Below are 18,527 nucleotides of genomic sequence, written 5' to 3' on the forward strand. Positions count from 1 at the left end.
CGGTTTAATCAGCAACTATTACAACGAAAGGCTTATCTTTGGGTGCGTTATGTGTTTGATTGTAACTAAAATGTTACCTTCAAAAATGATTTGATGCTGTTATAACGGTGTATAATACCTTTACCACTTTTTAGGATACGAGTTTAATGAAAAAGAGAATTGCCATTTTCGCTTCGGGATCGGGGTCGAATGCTCAAAAAATTATGGAGCATTTTAAACGCAATGCAGAAGCTGAAGTAGTACTGATACTCACTAATAATCCCCAGGCTTACGTTCTCCAGCGCGCTGATAATTTCGAAATCCCGTCGCATATTTTTACCCGTCACGAATTTTACGATACCGATGACGTTATAGCCCTTTTAAAAAACCTGCAGGTTGATTTGATTGTGCTGGCGGGCTTTCTATGGCTTGTTCCGGAAACGTTACTGAAAGCATTCCCTAATAAAATAATCAATCTTCATCCTGCCCTGCTGCCTAAGCACGGTGGTAAAGGCATGTACGGCGACCATGTGCACAAAGCCGTATTAGCCGCCGGTGACGATGAATCGGGCATTACCATTCATTTTGTGAGCGATGTATATGACGACGGTGAGATCATCCACCAGTCGCGCTTTAAAATTGAACCGGGTGACAACCTGGAAGTGATAAAATTTAAAGGGCAGCAGTTAGAGCACCAACATTTCCCCAGGGTGATTGAGAGCTTGCTGAAGAAGATGAAAAGTTGAGAGTTAGCTGATCAAAGATAAATTTATTCATCCCACTTCACGTGCTTCGTTCCGCAAGCCTCGTAACATCTTACCAGCCCATCGCGGCTTATAGCGGTAATGTTAAGGGTTATCGGTATTCCTGCAGCGCTTTACGCGGCCGATCCGTTAATGCTGCAATGGCAGTTTTAATCCATTGAAAAAAACTTAAAAAAAACTAACTCCCAGCCTCTAATCTCTAATCACTAATCCTTACCTTTGCGGCTCAAAAAAGTCCCTGTAAATGAGTGAGTCAGTGCAAATAAAAAACGCTTTAATTTCTGTTTATTATAAAGACAATTTAGAGCCCATCATCCATGAGTTAAACCGCCTCGGCGTAAACATATATTCAACCGGCGGAACCGAAACATTTATCCGCAATCTGGGTGTTAACGTTATACCGGTAGAAGACCTTACTTCATACCCTTCTATACTGGGTGGCCGTGTTAAAACCCTGCATCCAAAAGTTTTTGGTGGCATTTTAGCCCGCAGGAATTTTGCAGGCGATGAGGAGCAGCTGGCGCAATACGACATTCCGCAAATTGATCTGGTGATGGTTGACCTGTACCCTTTTGAAGAAACTGTACAATCAAACGCCGAAGAGGACGAGATCATCGAGAAAATCGACATAGGCGGTATCTCTTTGATACGTGCAGCCGCCAAAAACTTTAAGGATGTAGTGATAGTTGCATCAAAAAAAGACTATGGTGAACTTGAAGACATTTTAAAAACCCAGGGTGGTTCAACCACTATCGATCAGCGCCGTTCGTTTGCGCAGCGTGCGTTCAATATTTCATCGAACTACGATACCGCAATTTTTAAATATTTTAACCAGGAAGAGCCTTTAGCAGTATTTAAGGAAAGCATACAAACCAGCCAGGTATTGCGCTATGGAGAAAACCCGCACCAGCGCGGCGTATTTTACGGCGAATTGGATCGTATGTTTACCAAACTGCACGGCAAGGAATTGTCATACAATAACCTTGTAGACGTTGATGCAGCCGTTGCCTTGATTGACGAATTTACTGAGCCTACCATCGCTATATTAAAGCATACCAATGCCTGCGGTGTCGCTTCGCGCAGCCATATCAAAGAGGCCTGGATTGATGCATTGGCCTGCGATCCGGTTTCAGCATTCGGCGGTGTTATCATCGCAAATGACGAGATTGACGCAGACACTGCAACCGAAATCAGCAGGATATTTTACGAGGTGTTGATAGCTCCGGCATTTACCGATGAAGCAGTTGAAATACTAAAAGAGAAAAAGAACCGTATTATACTGATCCGCCAGAAAGTTGAACTGCCTGCAAAGCATTTTAAAACTTTATTGAATGGCGTTATTGAACAGGATAAGGACGAAGTAATTGAAGGGCCGGAACAAATGACAGCCGTAACCAACAGGAAACCGACTGAACATGAGCTGCGCGATTTGTTTTTTGCAAACAAGATTGTAAAACACACCAAATCAAACACCATTGTTTTTGCAAAAAATAACCAGCTGATGGCAAGCGGTGTTGGTCAAACTTCAAGGGTCGACTCATTAAAACAAGCCGTAATAAAGGCCCACAGCTTTGGCTTTGACCTGAATGGCGCGGTAATGGCCTCTGATGCCTTCTTCCCTTTCCCTGATTGCGTTGAACTGGCAGCTGAAGCCGGCATAGTAGCCGTGCTGCAGCCGGGCGGCTCAATAAACGACAAGCTTTCGGTTGAAATGTGCAATGAAAAAAATATTGCCATGGTAACAACCGGCGTTCGTCATTTTAAACATTAATGGTGATAAATGGTTGATTGGTTAAATGGCTGATTGAGTTATATATATTTCAATTAAAACCACGTCCTCGATCAACTTATTCAACTATATTTATCAATTTTGTACCTTATTTTGAAATAAAACCAAATGGGTCTATTTAATTTTTTTACGCAGGAAATCGCTATCGATTTAGGTACCGCAAATACCCTCATTATACATAACGATAAAGTTGTTGTTGACGAACCATCAATAGTAGCTTTTGATCGTACAACCAATAAAGTAATCGCAATCGGTCGGCAGGCCATGCAGATGGAAGGCAAAACCCACGATAATATCCGTACCGTTAGGCCACTTAAAGACGGTGTAATTGCCGATTTTAATGCGGCGGAACATATGATTCGCGGCATGATAAAAATGATCAACCAGGGCAAAGGATGGTTCTTCCCTTCGCTGCGTATGGTGATCTGTATTCCCTCCGGCATTACCGAGGTTGAGAAGCGTGCCGTGCGCGACTCTGCCGAAATAGCGGGCGCCAAAGAGGTTTACCTGATACATGAACCGATGGCTGCCGCCGTAGGTATTGGTATTGACGTAGAGGAGCCAATGGGCAACATGATCATTGATATCGGCGGTGGTACTACCGAAATTGCCGTAATCGCGTTATCTGGTATTGTTTGCGACCAATCAATCCGCGTAGCGGGCGACAACTTCGACTCAGATATTGTTCAATACATCCGCCGTCAGCACAACATTATGATTGGCGACAGGACTGCAGAAAAAATAAAAATTGAAGTTGGCGCCGCATTACCGGAAATTGCCGACCCACCAACTGACTTTGCAGTGCAGGGACGCGACCTGATGACCGGTGTGCCAAAACAGATCATGGTATCGTATTCAGAAATTGCGCATTGCCTGGATAAATCCATATCGAAAATTGAAGAAGCGATATTAAAGGCACTGGAGATCACTCCACCGGAACTTTCGGCTGATATTTATCAAACCGGCATATACCTGACAGGCGGCGGCGCCTTGCTCCGCGGTTTGGATAAGCGTATTGCCGCCAAAACCAAGCTACCGGTACATGTGGCAGAAGATCCGCTCCGCGCAGTTGTACGCGGCACCGGAACAGCCCTGAAAAATATAGGTAATTTTAAGTTTTTGATGCAGTAAGTTTGTGAGTAGTGAGCGGTGAATGGTGAGTAGTTTGATTTACTTGCTCTTTCCACTCCCTACTCACCATTCACCATTCACAGCCCATGCGCAACCTGTTAATCTTCATTACCAAGTACAACGCATTTTTCCTGTTTATCATTTTCGAAGTTGCTTCGCTGATAGTATATGTAAAATACAATTCTTTCCAAAAGGCCAGCTTTATCAATTCGGCTAATGGAATAACCGGGGGCTTATACGCCAGGGTGAGTGAATTTAACAGTTACCTTACTTTAAGAGACGAAAATGAGAATCTCGCCCGTGAAAATGCGCGGCTGCGCAGCCAGTTGAAATCATCTTTTTATATCGATACCGCCACCAGGCACAAAGTTGCGGATACAAACTATAAGCAACAATATGAATATATTGTTGCACGGGTGATTAACAATTCGATAAACAGGAGCTATAACTATCTAACCATAAACCGGGGCAGCCTCCAGGGGGTAGCCAAAGGGATGGGGGTTATTTGTAACCTTGGCATTGTTGGCAAGGTAATGTACGTTTCTCCGCACTTCGCCGTAGTACAATCGCTGCTGCATAAAGATTCCAAGTTCAGCGCTATGCTGGCCGACACCAAAGAGATAGGAAATGTGGAATGGGGCGACGATTTAAACCCGCATAAGGGCGTGTTAAAAGACGTATCGAATAACGCAGTTCCCAGGCTCGGCGAAGCGGTAGTAACATCCGGCTATTCTCTTTTTCCGGAGGGTATTGCTATCGGTAAAATTAGTAACCTGCACACCAAAGCCGGCGGGTATGCTTTAAATATGGAAGTCGCCCTGGCCGTGGATTTTAGTAAGTTGCAATATGTTGACGTGGTAGAAAATAAATTTGGCCAGGAACAAGAGGGAGTGGAGGCCCAGCAGAAAAAAGATGAGTAGAACTATTATCATTAATCTTCTGCGGTTTGTTATAGTGGTTTTTATACAGGTTTTTTTGCTTAAAAACATTGGCCTGTACGATATGCCATCGCCTTACTTCTATATCCTTTTTATTTTGCTGCTGCCATTTAATGTTCCAAACTTATTACTGTTTGTGCTTGCATTTATATTGGGTCTCACCATCGATGCTTTTTATGACACACCTGGCCTCAACGCCGCCGCCAGTGTATTACTTGCATTCGTGCGCATACTATTTATCAGCATAACGGTTCAAAAAGAAGGCTTCGACAATGAGCCGGAGCCAACACTGGGCATTATGGGGTTCCGCTGGTTTTTTACGTATGCCGCCATTTTGACTGTTATTCATCACTTTTTCCTCTTCAACCTCGAAGCTTTTAGCCTGTCTCAATTTGAATCCACAATAAGCAGGGTTTTATTGAGTTCATTATTTACCGTGTTTTTAATATTAATTTCGGGTTTGTTATTTTTTAAGAGAAAAGAGCGTAAATGAACAGTTTTTTTGAGCGCCGATATGTTATAGCCGGAATATTTATTGTTATTGTCCTTGTGCTGCTGGCGCGGCTGTTCTACATACAGATCATCGATCCTAAATATGCTATATACGCCAGCAACAACGTAAGGCGCCAGATCATTCAATACCCCGCCCGCGGCCCCATCCTCGATCGCAATGGTAAAGTGCTGGTTCAAAACGAGCCATTTTATGACATCATGGTAACGCCGTTGGAGGTAAAGCCTTTTGATACCGTTGAATTTTGCAAAATGCTCGGAATCGACCGGGATGAATTTAACAGGCGCTGGGAAAAAGCGTGGAAGTATTCGCCAAGACTCGCTTCCGTGTTTGAAAAACAGCTCACGGCCCAGGCATATGCATCTATCCAGGAACGGTTATCCGAATTTCCGGGGTTTTATTCAACCCCGCGCTATCTTCGCAATTATCCTGATTCCGTTGCCGCCCAGTTTCTTGGATATATTGGTGAAGTACGTGATAAAGATATCAAACGATCAAACGGCTATTATCATCCAGGCGACTTTATAGGCATAACCGGTGTTGAAAGATACTATGAGCACGTGCTGCGCGGCCAGCGCGGCGTACAAAACCTGCTATACGATTCAAAGAACCGCCCGCAAGGCAAGTTTGCCAATGGGATGTTCGATACTGCTGCAGTGGCCGGAGAGCGGCTTACCTCTTCGCTTGATATAAACATCCAGAAGTTTGGCGAGCAATTAATGAAGAACAAGGTGGGAAGTATAGTTGCTATAGAGCCATCCACCGGTGAAATACTTTGCTATGTAAGCAGCCCGACCTATGATCCGAACCTGATGGTTGGCCGCGAGCGCGGTAACAATGCGGCCAAAATGTATGCCGACCCTTACAACCCATTTTTTATCAGGCCCATACAAGCGCGGTATCCGCCCGGTTCATCATTTAAGCCATTAAGCGCACTTATCGCTTTACAGGAAGGCATTATTACGCCGGAAACAGGCTACTTGTGTACCGGCCGCTATCGCTCAGGTAATCGCTGGGTTTATTGTAATAAGCACGAAGCACATGGGTATGTTACCCTAAACAGCGCCGTTGCACAGTCGTGCAATGGTTATTTTTCAATGGTGTTCGAAAAAATCATTAACCGGAACGGGGCCAAACAAACAGAAGCAACCTTTGCCGACTGGCGTGCAAAGGTGAATAAATTTGGACTTGGATCTAAACTCGACCTGGATATGCCAAGCGAAAGCCGAGGCAACCTGCCTACGCCGCTGTATTATGATAACAAATATCAAAAAGGAGGCTGGCGCTCCAGCACAGTGGTATCGCTTGCTATTGGCCAGGGCGAGCTTTTGGCTACGCCGTTGCAACTGGCCAACCTTGAATGCACCATCGCCAATAAAGGCTTTTTTTACAAACCTCACCTGATTAAGGCCATTGGTACAAAAAATGTGATCAAAAAGGAATACCTAGAGCGTAACTACGTCGGTATTGATTCACAATATTTCGAGCCAGTTATCAATGGCATGCAGCGGGTAGTTGAAAGCGGCACTGCAATCCGTTCAAAAATTCCGGGTATTATTATGTGCGGCAAAACAGGTACGGCCCAAAACCCTCATGGCGAAGACCATTCGGTGTTTGTAGCTTATGCCCCGCGCGACAATCCGAAGATTGCCATTGCAGTAGTAGTTGAAAATTCGGGCGAAGGCGCCCATTGGGCTGCGCCTATCGCCAGCTTTATCGTCGAAAAATATTTAAGAGGCTCTATATCGCCACGCGAATCAGGTATTACCCCTGAGTATTACGAAAACGCTAATCGCCTGCCAGACCTGAGCACCTTTTTTCATAATAAGCCGGTTAAGCCCGCAGTTATAGACACGGTTAAGAAAAGCAATGGCGACTCGTCAGCCCGCAAAAAAAGCGCAGTGATCAATCATCATACCAGCACTTCAAATAAATACCTGGCAGCACAAACCAAAACTAAAAAGAGATGAGCAATCACCAGCGCAGCTTCTTCTTTAATGTAGACTGGGTAACCGTAATTATCTACCTGGCTTTGTGCATTATTGGATGGTTTAACATCCATGCAGCGGTTTTTGATGTAAGGCATCCCAGCATTATTGATTTTAGTACAAATTACGGTAAGCAGTTTATGTTTATCTGTATATCCATTGTACTGGCTATTTTTATTTTATTGCTCGAGAGCAGGTTTATAACGGCATTAGCTCCTGCGTTTTACGTTGTCACAGTTGTGCTGTTGGTAGTAGTATTGATAATAGGCCGCAACGTAGGCGGAAACCAGGCCTGGATAAGCCTGGGTGGCGGGTTCAGGCTGCAGCCTTCGGAATTCGCCAAGTTTACCACCTGTTTGCTGCTGGCACGTTACCTGAGCGGGCCGAACGTAAGGGTCAGCGAAATTCGCGCATTTGGTATTGTGGCGGCCATTATTGGTATACCAATGTTTTTGATTTTGAGACAACCGGATATGGGTTCCACATTGGTATTTATATCACTGATTTTCGTGCTTTATCGCGAAGGGCTCTCTCCCTATTTCCTTATCATCGGATTTTTGATGATCGCTTTGTTTATCACATCAATATTATATAATCCCTTAACAGTTATAGCTGTAATAGCCGTGCTGGGCAGCTTAATAATATGGTTCTTCAAGCGATATAAAAAATTCACCTATACCATGCTGACCGGTATGGCCATATGCATTGTGTTTGTGCTAAGCGTAAAGTTTATATACAATAACGTTTTGCAGCCCCACCAGAAAGTACGTATCGATATTGTACTTGGAATTAAAAGTGATCCGAAAGGCAAAGGATATAATGTCAATCAGTCAAAAATAGCCATTGGCTCGGGTAAGCTTTGGGGTAAAGGGTATTTACATGGTACGCAAACCAAGTATTCATTTGTGCCTGAACAAAGCACCGACTTTATTTTTTGCACCGTTGGAGAGGAATGGGGCTTTGCAGGCTCCGTAACCGTGATCGGGCTTTTTCTTTTCCTTATTTTAAGGCTCATTATGATAGCAGAACGACAGCGTTCGCCTTTCTCCAGAATTTATGGGTACGGCGTCGCATCTATCATTTTTTTCCACGTAATGATAAATATTGGTATGACCATCGGGCTTGTTCCGGTGATCGGCATCCCCCTGCCTTTTATCAGCTACGGCGGGTCCTCCCTGATGAGTTTCACGCTGTTGCTATTCGTGCTGCTTAAGCTGGATTCAAACAGAATGGGGATAGTTTAAGCAAGTAGTAGTGGCAGAAGAAAGTGGCAGACGGATATTTGCTGCTATTAATTACTGCAAACTGCTACTCACATCTCTTACGCGTACCTTCTTCTCAGCAGCGCGTAAAACTTATCTGCAGTGGCTTGCTTGCTTTCCCAGTTATTCTTGGTAACATAATTAGCCCTTAAAAAGCGTTGTGCTTCCTCGAACGTGGTAAAGCGGTTCAGTATTTCAATTGCCTCGCTGTAAGCCAGGTTGTAGCCATTAAACAGGTCTTTTACATAAAGCAGTTTATCATTCAGGGTGATGGCCAGTTTTATATCGCTTATCGGCTTTATCGCAAGCTGGTCTGTTTTGGAAAGCTGTTTCTCACCCATTTGTGAAGATATCTTCTGATTTCGGGTAACTAATTCATCTTCATCCTTAGCATCCGGCTTATCTGCAGTTCTTTCTTCGGCAACTGCTTCGGTCTTTGGTTCTTCGGTTTTTGCCTCTTCGGTTTTCGCTGTAGCTTCGGGTAATACTTTATCCTTTTCCTCCCCAGCGTCTTCCTTTTGTTCCTTTGTGGCCGGCAATTCAATTATTTCCGGTTGCTCTTCAGTAACTACAGGTACTTGCTCTTCGCCCTTTTTCTCATCTCCATCTTCTGCTTCTGTTGCTGCTTTAACTTCGTTTGTATCCTCCTGAACTTGTTCGGTATCGTCATCCCATGTTTCAGCCTCATCTAAAATAAGCTCATGGCGTATGGTTTCAGGTTCTTCACGTATAAACGAATAACTATCTTTCGGTATATCGGATGAGAAGTCAAATTTAGGCTCACTATGCTCTTCGGCAACTTTCTCCGGAAAATCAAATTTCGCCTCAACCTGCTCTTCTTTCTTTACCTCCTTTTCAGCAGGTTTTTCAACTGAAGTTTCAACCGGTTTTTCAGCCTCCGGGCGCTTTTTGTTTATTTCCGCCTCCGATGGCTTTGGGGCCACAACATTTGGCCGTATCCCTTTAATATCTGCACCCGGTTTCATCTGCTGCACAACCGGCTCAAAAAATTTCTGCTGGTATGTATTGCCTTCCGGTTTTTCAATTACGGGCCGCTTAGGCCGGTTCTGCAAATTCAGCTTGCAAAGTATTTCTATATGGTCGGTTAAAAAATGAGCATTGGCAACAAAAAGCTCCAGCTCAAGATCGTTCAGGTTGTCTGATACCGTTTCAAGGTATTCGTATTGCTCACTCAGCTCCTGTAAAATTCCACCTATCTTTTTAAATACGTCCTTTTGCTTCATGTCAATGTTAGGAAAATGCCAATCAAAAATAAGATTAAATTCTGATATTTGGGGTTCAGGCAAGTCAAAAGCTGAAAGGCCAAAGTTCAAAGTCAATATAATTATCAATAGAGCTTTCTGCCTTTTGCTTTAAGCGTTCTGCTTAGTAACAACATTATTTAACCGGCAATTAGTGTTCACAGAAGAGATTTTTAAGCGAAGGACTGAATTAGGCGGAAGCATCGAGGTAATCTGCGGTTCCATGTTTTCCGGCAAAACCGAAGAGTTGATACGCCGGCTCAATCGCGCCCGGATTGCGCGACTTAAAGTTGAGATATTCAGCCCCAAAGCGGATACGCGGTACGATGAAAATTCGTTGGTATCTCATAATTCAAACTCTATCCCGTCTACGCCTGTTGAGAATGCATCATCCATATTATTGTTAGGCAGCGATGTACATGTAATCGGTATAGACGAAGCGCAATTTTTTGACGCAGAGTTACCCGACGTTTGCAATCTGTTGGCTAATCGCGGCATCCGGGTAATAGTAGCCGGATTAGATATGGACTTTAAAGGCCGCCCCTTCGGCCACATGCCTGCTATTATGGCAATGGCCGAATCTGTTACCAAACTGCAGGCCGTTTGCGTTCGCTGCGGAAACCCGGCACTCTACTCCTACCGCCTTGTGCCTGACGAGCGAAAAATTCTGCTGGGTGAGAAAGAAAGTTATGAACCGCGATGCCGGGCATGCTACCAGCTACTACCCGGGGAATAATGATCAAGAGCACCTCTATGCGGCAGATAAATATATTTTCTTCAAAAAATAAATTGTAAACCTAAAACAAAATCTATATCACCGGTTGTTATAGCATTATAAGCGTTTAGCAAGGGTTATGGCCAAAAAGATAATGGTGATTGAGGATGATAAAGATATAAGGGATACGATTGTTTACATACTGGAGGAAGAAGGATATGAAGTACTATCATCCGGCGATTCCAAAATCCTGAAAAATGTAACCGACCATAACCCTAACCTCATCCTTATGGATAATTGGCTAACGGAATGGAAAAGCGACGCAAACGGTCAACAACTCAGCAAGGCGCTTAAAACTAATCCAAGTACCCGGCATATCCCGGTCATTATAATTTCCGCAGTAAGTAACATTCAGCAAATTGCCGAGGAAGGTCTGGCCGACTCTTTCCTCAAAAAACCATTCGACATGGATGTGTTGATTGGGATGGTGAAGAAATACAGTAGTTGATTTTAGTTGTAGCAATTGAAAATGTCGCAGAGGGCAAAGAGGTTTGACTCCATACTTTAGGTACTACCCATAATTTTTATAATAAACCAAAATCTGCAGGCGTCACAAATTCCTAAACCTTTGCAACTCCTAAAACATTTACAACCACTACAACCTTCCACCGCCACTACAACTAATCCAAACAATTTCCCTACCTTTAGGCACCAATTGTAACAAAAGAAAAGATATGAAAATGAGGAATTTGTACTTATTGCTTATCAGCATACTGCTGGCAGGTGTTACTTCATGCAGTAAAAAGCCTTCTTCCGGCGGAAGTTCCGGGAACGTTCCCGATCCTAACCCGGCTGCGAAAGATGTACCCGCAGGCGCCGCTGATGGCGTTACTTTTATTAATGGCGGTAAGTCAGCCATTTTTAACTTGTATGCCCCCGGAAAAAAGACGGTAACCCTTACCGGCGACTTTAACGACTGGTCGACCGATAAGAAATATAATATGACCAACTCAACCGATGGCACGCGCTGGTGGATACAAATTGACAACCTGGACCCTAATACCGAGTATGCCTATCAATATCAGGTAGACGGTTCACTAAAAATCGGAGACCCTTATTGCGAAAAGGTGCTCGACCCTGATAATGACAAGTATATAGATAAGAGTACATATCCTGATCTAAAACCCTATCCAACGGGTAAAACAACCGGTATTGTCAGCGTTATGCAGGCAAATCAGCCGGCCTATAGCTGGACAACGACTACATTCACCCGGCCGGAGCCAAAGAACCTGGTGATATACGAACTGTTGGTGCGCGATTTTGTACAAACGCACAGCTACAAAACCATCAAGGATACATTAAACTACTTTGTTCGCCTTGGCGTAAATGCCATCGAACTAATGCCGGTAAGCGAATTTGAAGGCAACGACTCGTGGGGATATAACCCTGACTACTACTTTGCGCCTGACAAATACTATGGCACGAAGAACGATCTGAAAGCGCTGATAGACGCTTGTCATTCAAAGGGCATAGCCGTGATACAGGATATAGTATTAAATCATTCTTTCGGTTCATCGCCAATGGTGCAGCTGTATTCAAGCGGCGGTACCCCAACCAATAATCCCTGGTACAACAGCACGCCGACGCATCCTTTCAACGTTGGTTACCAGTTTAACCACGAAAGCCCTGCAACTAAGTATTTTGTAAAAAATGTGCTTAAATTCTGGATGACAGAATACCACATCGACGGTTTTCGCTTCGATTTGGCTAAAGGCTTTACGCAAACTAACAGCGGAAGCGACGTGAATGCATGGGGAAAATATGATGCCAGCCGCATTGCTATCTGGAAGGACTACAATAATTTCATAAAAAGCATCGACCCGAAATTTTATGTGATACTGGAATATTTTTCTGAAGCCAAAGAAGAGTCGGAACTGGCAGATGAGGGTATGATGACCTGGAATAACCAGGCCTTCAATGCAGAGCAGGCCACCATGGGTTATAACGATGCCGGCGGTTCATGGGATTTTTCCTATTTGTTTTATGACAGGTACCCCATTGCCAATCCATATGCCCTGGTTAGTTACTTTGAGAGCCACGACGAAGAGCGGCTGCAATTTAAAAACGGCATGTACGGCAACAGTACAACCGGCTACAATATAAAAGACCTGGCAACCGGCCTAAAACGCGACGAAATGGCTGCGGCGTTTATGTTCTCGGCGCCGGGGCCAAAAATGATCTGGCAATTCGGCGAACGCGGATATGATGTAAGCATAAACGACAACGGCCGACTGGGTGATAAGCCACCACATTGGGAATACATGAATGATGCTAACCGCAGGCATTTGTTCAAAGTGTATTCGCAGATGATTAACTGGAAGAAAAAGAACCCGGTATTTACCAGTACCACTTTTAATTATGATCTGGCGGCCACCGTTAAACACATCACCATGACAGATGCAACGAACAGTATTGAGGTAGTGGGGAACTTTGGCCTGGTTAGCACTACCACGACCGTGACATTTCCGTCAACCGGTACATGGGTTGATAACTTTACCGGGACAAACATCAATGTCTCCTCAGCGACTATGAATATGACGTTCGCTCCAGGTGAATATCACTTGTACAGTAAAACAGCGCTAACAAATTAGCCCGTCTTATCATTTTGACAGAAGGAAAAAGGAGAAAACTTATGCTCCCTGCATAATCTGCTATGCATAATGCATAAGTTTTCTCACTCTCGCTCGAAAAGACATTGTTTTAAAATCTTATCATATTCTCTGGCATCGTCTCCCCGGTTGGGTTAATATTTCGTTATAACCAGTCAAATTATTGTTAGTAAAGCTTAATTGGCTTATTTAATTTTATCTTACAGTAATTATTTAAAAATCCTCGGGATATGATTGGTAAAAAGTTTTCAGGTACGGCGGCTATCGTTGTTTTAAGCTCAGTGTTTTATGTTTCGGGAGTTTCGGCGCAACAAAAGGATTATCCTATTCAGCCGGTGCCTTTTACTCAGGTGCATGTGAACGATGGCTTTTGGGAACCCAAAATGGAAGTTAATGCTAACGTTACCATTCCGTATGTGCTGGAACAATGCAAAGCTAATGGCCGTGTAGATAATTTTTTGCGTGCCGCCAAGTTAGAACCTGGCGACAAAATGAGCGAATATCCCTTTGATGATACCGACATTTATAAGGTTATTGAAGGCGCATCGTACGCCATGCAGGTAAAAAGCAACCCTAAGCTGGATAAATATATAGATAGTTTGATCAGCATCATCGGCGCAGCGCAGGAGCCTGACGGTTACTTGTACACCTTCCGTACTGTTCAAGCTAAAAAGCCCCACGAATGGATCGGCGAAAAACGCTGGCAAAATGAAGAAGTGCTGAGCCACGAATTATATAACGCCGGTCACTTATACGAGGCGGCAGTTGCTCATTACCAGGCAACCGGTAAGCGCACCCTGCTTAATATCGCCTTAAAAAACGCCGATTTGCTTACCCGTACTTTTGGCTGGGGAAAGATAGAAGAATATCCCGGTCACCAGATTGTTGAAACCGGCCTTACCAAACTATACCGTGTAACCGGCAACAAAAAATATCTCGACCTGGCAAAATTCTTTTTGGATGTGCGCGGTCCAAAAGGAGACTCGTACAACCAGGCCGACAAGCGGGTGGTTGACCAGCATGAAGCCGAAGGCCATGCTGTACGAGCCGCGTATATGTACACCGGCATGGCCGACGTTGCTGCCCTAACCGGCGACCAGCAATACCTGCATGCCATCGATGATATCTGGAATGATGCCGTGGGTAAAAAGATTTATATCACCGGCGGCATCGGTGCAACTAACAACGGCGAGGCCTTTGGCGATGCTTACCAATTGCCAAACATGTCGGCCTATGCGGAGACTTGTGCAGCCATTGCCAACGTTTACTGGAACAGCCGTATGTTTTTATTGCATGGCGATTCTAAATACATAGATATACTGGAACGCACACTTTATAACGGATTGCTTTCGGGCGTATCATTAAGCGGAAATAGATTTTTTTATCCGAACGTCCTTTCAAGTATGAGCCAGCACCAGCGCAGCGCCTGGTTTAGTTGTGCTTGCTGCATCAGTAACATGACGCGCTTTTTACCATCTGTACCGGGCTATGTTTATGCGCACGACAAAAATAACCTGTACGTCAACTTGTTTATGAGTAATAGCAGCGATATTACGCTTGACGCAGGTAAGATTAATATTGTGCAGACCACCGAATATCCATGGAAAGGCAAGATCGACCTGAAAGTTAACCCGGCCAAAGCCACTGAATTTAGCTTACACGTCCGCATACCGGGCTGGGCGTTGGCCAAACCAACCTCCGGCGGCCTGTACACCTTTATGAACCAGCATCCTGCCCCTGTAACAATCAGCATAAATGGTAAACCGTTGGCTTATCAAACCGAAAAAGGCTATGCCGTTATTACCCGCAAATGGAAAAAAGGCGATGTAGTTACCATGAACCTGCCTATGGAAACACAAAAAGTTTTGGCTAACAAGCTGGTTAAAGCCGACGTCGACCGCTTTGCATTTCAGCGGGGACCGATAGTTTATTGCCTGGAGGGCCCCGACAACCGCGACAGCACTGTGCAAAATATTACCGTCGATAAAATGGCCGTTACCAACGCTATCTATAAGCCCGAGCTGCTTAATGGCGTAGAAGTCATTAATGTAGAAGGTAAAAGCACCAAACGCCAGCTCAATAGCGATAAACTACTGGAAACCGACCAGCAGGTAACCGCCATCCCCTACTATGCCTGGGCCAACCGCGGCGCCAGCGAAATGACTGTTTGGATACCCTACGAAGCTTCAGCCTCTATGCCGAAGCCTGCGCCAACTATTGCAAGCACCAGCAAGGTAAGCGGCTCTATCAAAAACAAGCGCATGCTGAAAGCACTGAACGACCAATATGACCCGGCCGACAGCAAGGATGCCAGCATGCCTTACCTGCATTGGTGGCCGAAGCAAAACACCACGGAGTTTGTGCAATATGATTTTGACGCCCCGCATACCGTATCCCAATCAAAAGTTTACTGGTTTGATGACGGACCTTTCGGCGGCTGCCGCATACCCGCGTCTTATAAAATCTATTACAAAAAAGGAGAGGATTGGGTGCCGGTGAAGGAAACTGCGCCTTACGCTATCAGAAAAGATGCCTACAACACCCTGAGCTTTGAACCGGTTGAAACTACCGCGCTGAAGATGGAAGTACAACTGCCAAAGGACAATTCGACGGGGATACATGAGTGGGAGGTGAAGTAGAGTTAATTTGTCCGTTTCATCATTGCGTCGTTCCCCCGCACTAACGTGATGGTCAGTCATTTCCGTAAAATAGCCGGATGCAATTACCACATCCGGCTATCTATTTCCATTAGAAAACTAATCTCTCGTCTCTGATTAATTAATACAATCTACCCCAGCATTCCGCCATCAACAGGAATTACCTGCCCGGTGATGTATGACGCCATATCTGATGCCAGGAATACGCAGCAATTGGCTACTTCTTCAGTTTCGCCGCCACGTTTCAGCGGGATACCAGCTGCCCAGCCTTCAACCACTTTAGGATCCAGCACTTCCGTCATTTCGGTTTTGATGAAGCCTGGGGCAACGACGTTGGTACGTATGTTACGCGAACCCAATTCTTTTGCAATCGATTTGGAGAAACCAATGATGCCAGCCTTCGAGGCTGCATAATTAGCCTGGCCTGCATTACCCTGCACGCCAACAACCGAGCTAATGTTAATGAACACACCTGCGCGGTTTTTCATCATAATTTTTGATGCCGCCTTGGTAACGTTGAATATGGATTTAAGGTTAACGTCGATCACTTCATCCCATTGCTCCTCGGTCATACGCATCAGCAAACCATCTTTGGTAATGCCGGCGTTGTTTACAACAATATTCAGGGTGCCGAAATCAGCAACGATATCGTTGATCAGTTTTTCTGCTTCATCAAATTTAGAAGCATCGGAGCGATAGCCTTTTACCTTTGTGCCAAAACTTTGCAGTTCCTGTTCCAGCGCCTGGCCTTTTTCTACAGATGACAAATAAGTGAATGCCACGTTTGCGCCATGCTCGGCAAACTTTTCGGCAATTTTACGCCCTATCCCTTTTGATGCGCCTGTGATAAGTGCGGTTTTTCCCTCTAATAATTTCATGAAGTGTTTGCAATGAGTTATAGTGGGCGAAGATAGGGAATTAGTGCGAAAGTCGGAAAAGTCCTTAAGGTCCTCGCCCTTGTTGATGTTATCAACAAGAGCGGGTTTTTCTCAAAGGCTATTGCTGAACCAACATCGCCCTATACTCCTCCTGCAATTCCAGCAAACATTTAGCGCACATGCACCCATCATAATTCTCGGCAATGTATTGCACCTCGTTTAAATTCAGCTGCACAACGCTGCACTGGCATTTGGTGTAAGCATTTGCCTTACATTCAATGCTGTCGCCGCAGCGGTCGCAGGGGATTATTTCGTGCTTGGTCATTTATCGCTATAAGTACCATATCGTTTTCAAAAATCACACGCCAAGGAAAATTTCGGTATCGTCGTGTATTAAAATTGCCAAGTTATTCGACCAATTTTTCTATCAACATGTCGATTGACCCCTCATCTAAATCACTTGTAGACATTGTGCGCACATGCATAACGTGCTCTCTGCCAAATTCATACTCTTGAAAAAAATCTGGTACATCAATAGCATATTGCCATGGTCTATAATTTCTGTTCAAACCATTGTCATTAAACCAAACGATTGACCAATCGCCATATAAATCTTCTTCGGAATCTTTTTTCAGCAACAAATTGTACCCCCACCTTTCACCGCCATGCGAAATTATTTCCGCTTTGCCTATCAATTCAACTCTTTCGATTTCCAAGTAACGTTTTTTGTATTCTTCAATAATAAATCCATACCTCTCATTTTGCCGCTGAAAAAAAGTCTTTTTATTTTCAGCCAAGTATTCAGCTACGCTGTTATCTCCATAAAATGATATGGTGGCTTTGTTATCTAAAAAACTAATATCTAGTCTATTACTGCCAGCGTTGTAAAATTTTATTTTTTCCCGTTCAAGTTCGGTATTTAACTCATTGATTCTATTTATGAATTTCTCAAGCAGCTGTCTTTTTGAAAAATTTATCAATTGTGCTTTTTCGTGCCGCAATTTTTGTTCTTTTTCCAATTGTAGAGTTTTCTGATCAATTTCAGTTACTTTCTGTTGAGCTTTCAGTAATACATTAGTTAAACTTTTCGCTTTTAAAGAAGGCTCACTTGTGCTGATAGAATCGAGTATCGTTATCAATTCCTCAGCGTTTTGGTATCTGTCGACGGCCCTTTTACTGGTTAATTTATGTATCATTTCCACCAGTCTTACGGGGATGTCGCTTCTGTAATTTGACAACGGCGGCAGACTTTGGAAGAGATGCTGGTCTTTATAGTCCGATTCTGATGGGCCTTTAAAGGGTCGTTCCAAAGCCAAAATTTCAAAATACATTATACCAAGTGAGTAAAAATCCATGGCTTTCGAATTATGGTCGAACGTCCAGGTTTCTGGTGCCATGTAAGGTACAGTACCCGAACCTTTTAACGTTCTACTCCTTGTTTTTGAATCCACATACTTAGATAAACCAAAGTCGCATATCAACAGCCTCCCATTATCATTCAAAACATTTTCCGGTTTCAAATCCCGATGAATCGCAAATTTATGAGCATATGACAACCCTACCGCAAGTTGCCGCATATACGATACGGAATCGCGCAATTCGATTTTTGAGGACTTTCTAAGCGTTTCTCTAAAATTACCAGTTTGAATAAATTCCATAGCTGCATAGACGAATTCGGTATCATTTAAACAAAAATTTGCTACATAAAACGTTTCGACTACATGCTCATGTTTTAATTTTAATGAAATTTCGAATTCCTGCTTTAAAAGTTCTCTTTCGGAAGCATCATTTACAGCTATAATTTTAATTGCTACCTTCTGCTTGTTTACAACGTCATCTGCAAGAAATATTTCGCCCATTCCACCTTTACGATGAAAGATCAAATTTTGATATTGTTGTTCGAATACGGGACCTGGTAAAATATTTTTCATCTTATTAATACAAAATTAGAAACCCTATAAAGCAGTTAGAGACGCAATATTTT

At 43.9% G+C, this 18,527-nt stretch carries 15 protein-coding genes; 11 read left to right on the top strand and 4 right to left on the bottom strand.

Going from position 1 to position 18,527, the window contains the following annotated elements; all coding sequences use genetic code 11:
* Positions 1–146: 146 nt before the first annotated feature.
* The 7 genes from purN (at position 147) to rodA (ending at position 8,344) form a co-directional block, all read left to right on the top strand.
* On the top strand, positions 147–725 hold the full coding sequence (purN, locus tag Q3W13_RS11415; protein ID WP_302863868.1) for a phosphoribosylglycinamide formyltransferase: 579 nt from the start codon (positions 147–149) through the stop codon (positions 723–725).
* A 262-nt stretch (positions 726–987) separates the two neighbouring features.
* Positions 988–2,514: a bifunctional phosphoribosylaminoimidazolecarboxamide formyltransferase/IMP cyclohydrolase gene (purH, locus tag Q3W13_RS11420; RefSeq protein WP_302863870.1), complete on the top strand. Its 1,527-nt coding sequence runs from the start codon at positions 988–990 to the stop codon at positions 2,512–2,514.
* 126 nt (positions 2,515–2,640) lie between these two features.
* A complete protein-coding gene (locus Q3W13_RS11425) occupies positions 2,641–3,663 on the top strand; it encodes a rod shape-determining protein (protein ID WP_302863872.1) in 1,023 nt (340 codons plus the stop codon).
* 86 nt (positions 3,664–3,749) lie between these two features.
* A complete protein-coding gene (mreC, locus tag Q3W13_RS11430; RefSeq protein WP_302863874.1) occupies positions 3,750–4,583 on the top strand; it encodes a rod shape-determining protein MreC in 834 nt (277 codons plus the stop codon).
* On the top strand, positions 4,576–5,094 hold the full coding sequence (locus Q3W13_RS11435; protein ID WP_302863875.1) for a rod shape-determining protein MreD: 519 nt from the start codon (positions 4,576–4,578) through the stop codon (positions 5,092–5,094). The genes mreC and Q3W13_RS11435 overlap by 8 nt, the downstream gene beginning before the upstream one ends.
* Positions 5,091–7,082, top strand: a complete 1,992-nt coding sequence (gene mrdA / locus Q3W13_RS11440; protein WP_302863877.1) for a penicillin-binding protein 2 — start codon at positions 5,091–5,093, stop codon at positions 7,080–7,082. The genes Q3W13_RS11435 and mrdA overlap by 4 nt, the downstream gene beginning before the upstream one ends.
* The gene (gene rodA / locus Q3W13_RS11445) at positions 7,079–8,344 is read left to right on the top strand and encodes a rod shape-determining protein RodA (RefSeq protein WP_302863879.1); all 1,266 of its coding nucleotides are present in this window, start codon (positions 7,079–7,081) and stop codon (positions 8,342–8,344) included. The genes mrdA and rodA overlap by 4 nt, the downstream gene beginning before the upstream one ends.
* Positions 8,345–8,421: 77 nt before the next feature.
* On the opposite strand, the gene Q3W13_RS11450 is transcribed toward rodA, so the two are convergent.
* On the bottom strand, positions 8,422–9,606 hold the full coding sequence (locus tag Q3W13_RS11450) for a hypothetical protein (RefSeq protein ID WP_302863881.1): 1,185 nt from the start codon (positions 9,604–9,606) through the stop codon (positions 8,422–8,424).
* A gap of 172 nt (positions 9,607–9,778) precedes the next feature.
* On the opposite strand from Q3W13_RS11450, the gene Q3W13_RS11455 reads away from it, so the two are divergent.
* From Q3W13_RS11455 to Q3W13_RS11470, 4 genes are all read left to right on the top strand, one after another.
* A complete protein-coding gene (locus tag Q3W13_RS11455; protein ID WP_302863884.1) occupies positions 9,779–10,360 on the top strand; it encodes a thymidine kinase in 582 nt (193 codons plus the stop codon).
* 118 nt (positions 10,361–10,478) lie between these two features.
* Positions 10,479–10,847, top strand: a complete 369-nt coding sequence (locus Q3W13_RS11460) for a PleD family two-component system response regulator (protein WP_302863886.1) — start codon at positions 10,479–10,481, stop codon at positions 10,845–10,847.
* 226 nt (positions 10,848–11,073) lie between these two features.
* The gene (locus Q3W13_RS11465) at positions 11,074–12,990 is read left to right on the top strand and encodes an alpha-amylase family glycosyl hydrolase (protein WP_302863888.1); all 1,917 of its coding nucleotides are present in this window, start codon (positions 11,074–11,076) and stop codon (positions 12,988–12,990) included.
* A 248-nt stretch (positions 12,991–13,238) separates the two neighbouring features.
* Entirely contained in the window at positions 13,239–15,647 is a 2,409-nt protein-coding gene (locus Q3W13_RS11470) for a glycoside hydrolase family 127 protein (protein ID WP_302863889.1), read from the top strand.
* A gap of 149 nt (positions 15,648–15,796) precedes the next feature.
* On the opposite strand, the gene fabG is transcribed toward Q3W13_RS11470, so the two are convergent.
* The 3 genes from fabG to Q3W13_RS11485 all read right to left on the bottom strand — a co-directional run bounded on the left by fabG (position 15,797) and on the right by Q3W13_RS11485 (position 18,474).
* Positions 15,797–16,543 carry a 3-oxoacyl-[acyl-carrier-protein] reductase gene (gene fabG / locus Q3W13_RS11475; RefSeq protein WP_302863891.1) on the bottom strand — a complete coding sequence of 249 codons (747 nt, stop codon included), beginning with the start codon at positions 16,541–16,543 and terminating at the stop codon, positions 15,797–15,799.
* 118 nt (positions 16,544–16,661) lie between these two features.
* Positions 16,662–16,868: a cysteine-rich CWC family protein gene (locus Q3W13_RS11480; protein WP_302863893.1), complete on the bottom strand. Its 207-nt coding sequence runs from the start codon at positions 16,866–16,868 to the stop codon at positions 16,662–16,664.
* 82 nt (positions 16,869–16,950) lie between these two features.
* A complete protein-coding gene (locus tag Q3W13_RS11485) occupies positions 16,951–18,474 on the bottom strand; it encodes a serine/threonine-protein kinase (RefSeq protein ID WP_302863895.1) in 1,524 nt (507 codons plus the stop codon).
* Between the last annotated feature and the right edge of the window lie 53 nt (positions 18,475–18,527).

The sequence above is a fragment of the Mucilaginibacter sp. L3T2-6 genome (assembly GCF_030519355.1).
Lineage (GTDB): Bacteria > Bacteroidota > Bacteroidia > Sphingobacteriales > Sphingobacteriaceae > Mucilaginibacter.

Bases quoted from the DNA above. Each gene is read 5' to 3' on its own strand.
- Q3W13_RS11460 (WP_302863886.1), top strand. From the start codon at position 10,479: ATGGCCAAAAAGATAATGGTGATTGAGGATGATAAAGATATAAGGGAT.
- Q3W13_RS11425 (WP_302863872.1), top strand. From the start codon at position 2,641: ATGGGTCTATTTAATTTTTTTACGCAGGAAATCGCTATCGATTTAGGT.
- fabG (WP_302863891.1), bottom strand. From the start codon at position 16,543: ATGAAATTATTAGAGGGAAAAACCGCACTTATCACAGGCGCATCAAAA.
- Q3W13_RS11480 (WP_302863893.1), bottom strand. From the start codon at position 16,868: ATGACCAAGCACGAAATAATCCCCTGCGACCGCTGCGGCGACAGCATT.
- Q3W13_RS11470 (WP_302863889.1), top strand. From the start codon at position 13,239: ATGATTGGTAAAAAGTTTTCAGGTACGGCGGCTATCGTTGTTTTAAGC.
- Q3W13_RS11435 (WP_302863875.1), top strand. From the start codon at position 4,576: ATGAGTAGAACTATTATCATTAATCTTCTGCGGTTTGTTATAGTGGTT.
- Q3W13_RS11485 (WP_302863895.1), bottom strand. From the start codon at position 18,474: ATGAAAAATATTTTACCAGGTCCCGTATTCGAACAACAATATCAAAAT.
- purH (WP_302863870.1), top strand. From the start codon at position 988: ATGAGTGAGTCAGTGCAAATAAAAAACGCTTTAATTTCTGTTTATTAT.
- mrdA (WP_302863877.1), top strand. From the start codon at position 5,091: ATGAACAGTTTTTTTGAGCGCCGATATGTTATAGCCGGAATATTTATT.
- mreC (WP_302863874.1), top strand. From the start codon at position 3,750: ATGCGCAACCTGTTAATCTTCATTACCAAGTACAACGCATTTTTCCTG.
- Q3W13_RS11450 (WP_302863881.1), bottom strand. From the start codon at position 9,606: ATGAAGCAAAAGGACGTATTTAAAAAGATAGGTGGAATTTTACAGGAG.
- rodA (WP_302863879.1), top strand. From the start codon at position 7,079: ATGAGCAATCACCAGCGCAGCTTCTTCTTTAATGTAGACTGGGTAACC.
- Q3W13_RS11465 (WP_302863888.1), top strand. From the start codon at position 11,074: ATGAAAATGAGGAATTTGTACTTATTGCTTATCAGCATACTGCTGGCA.
- purN (WP_302863868.1), top strand. From the start codon at position 147: ATGAAAAAGAGAATTGCCATTTTCGCTTCGGGATCGGGGTCGAATGCT.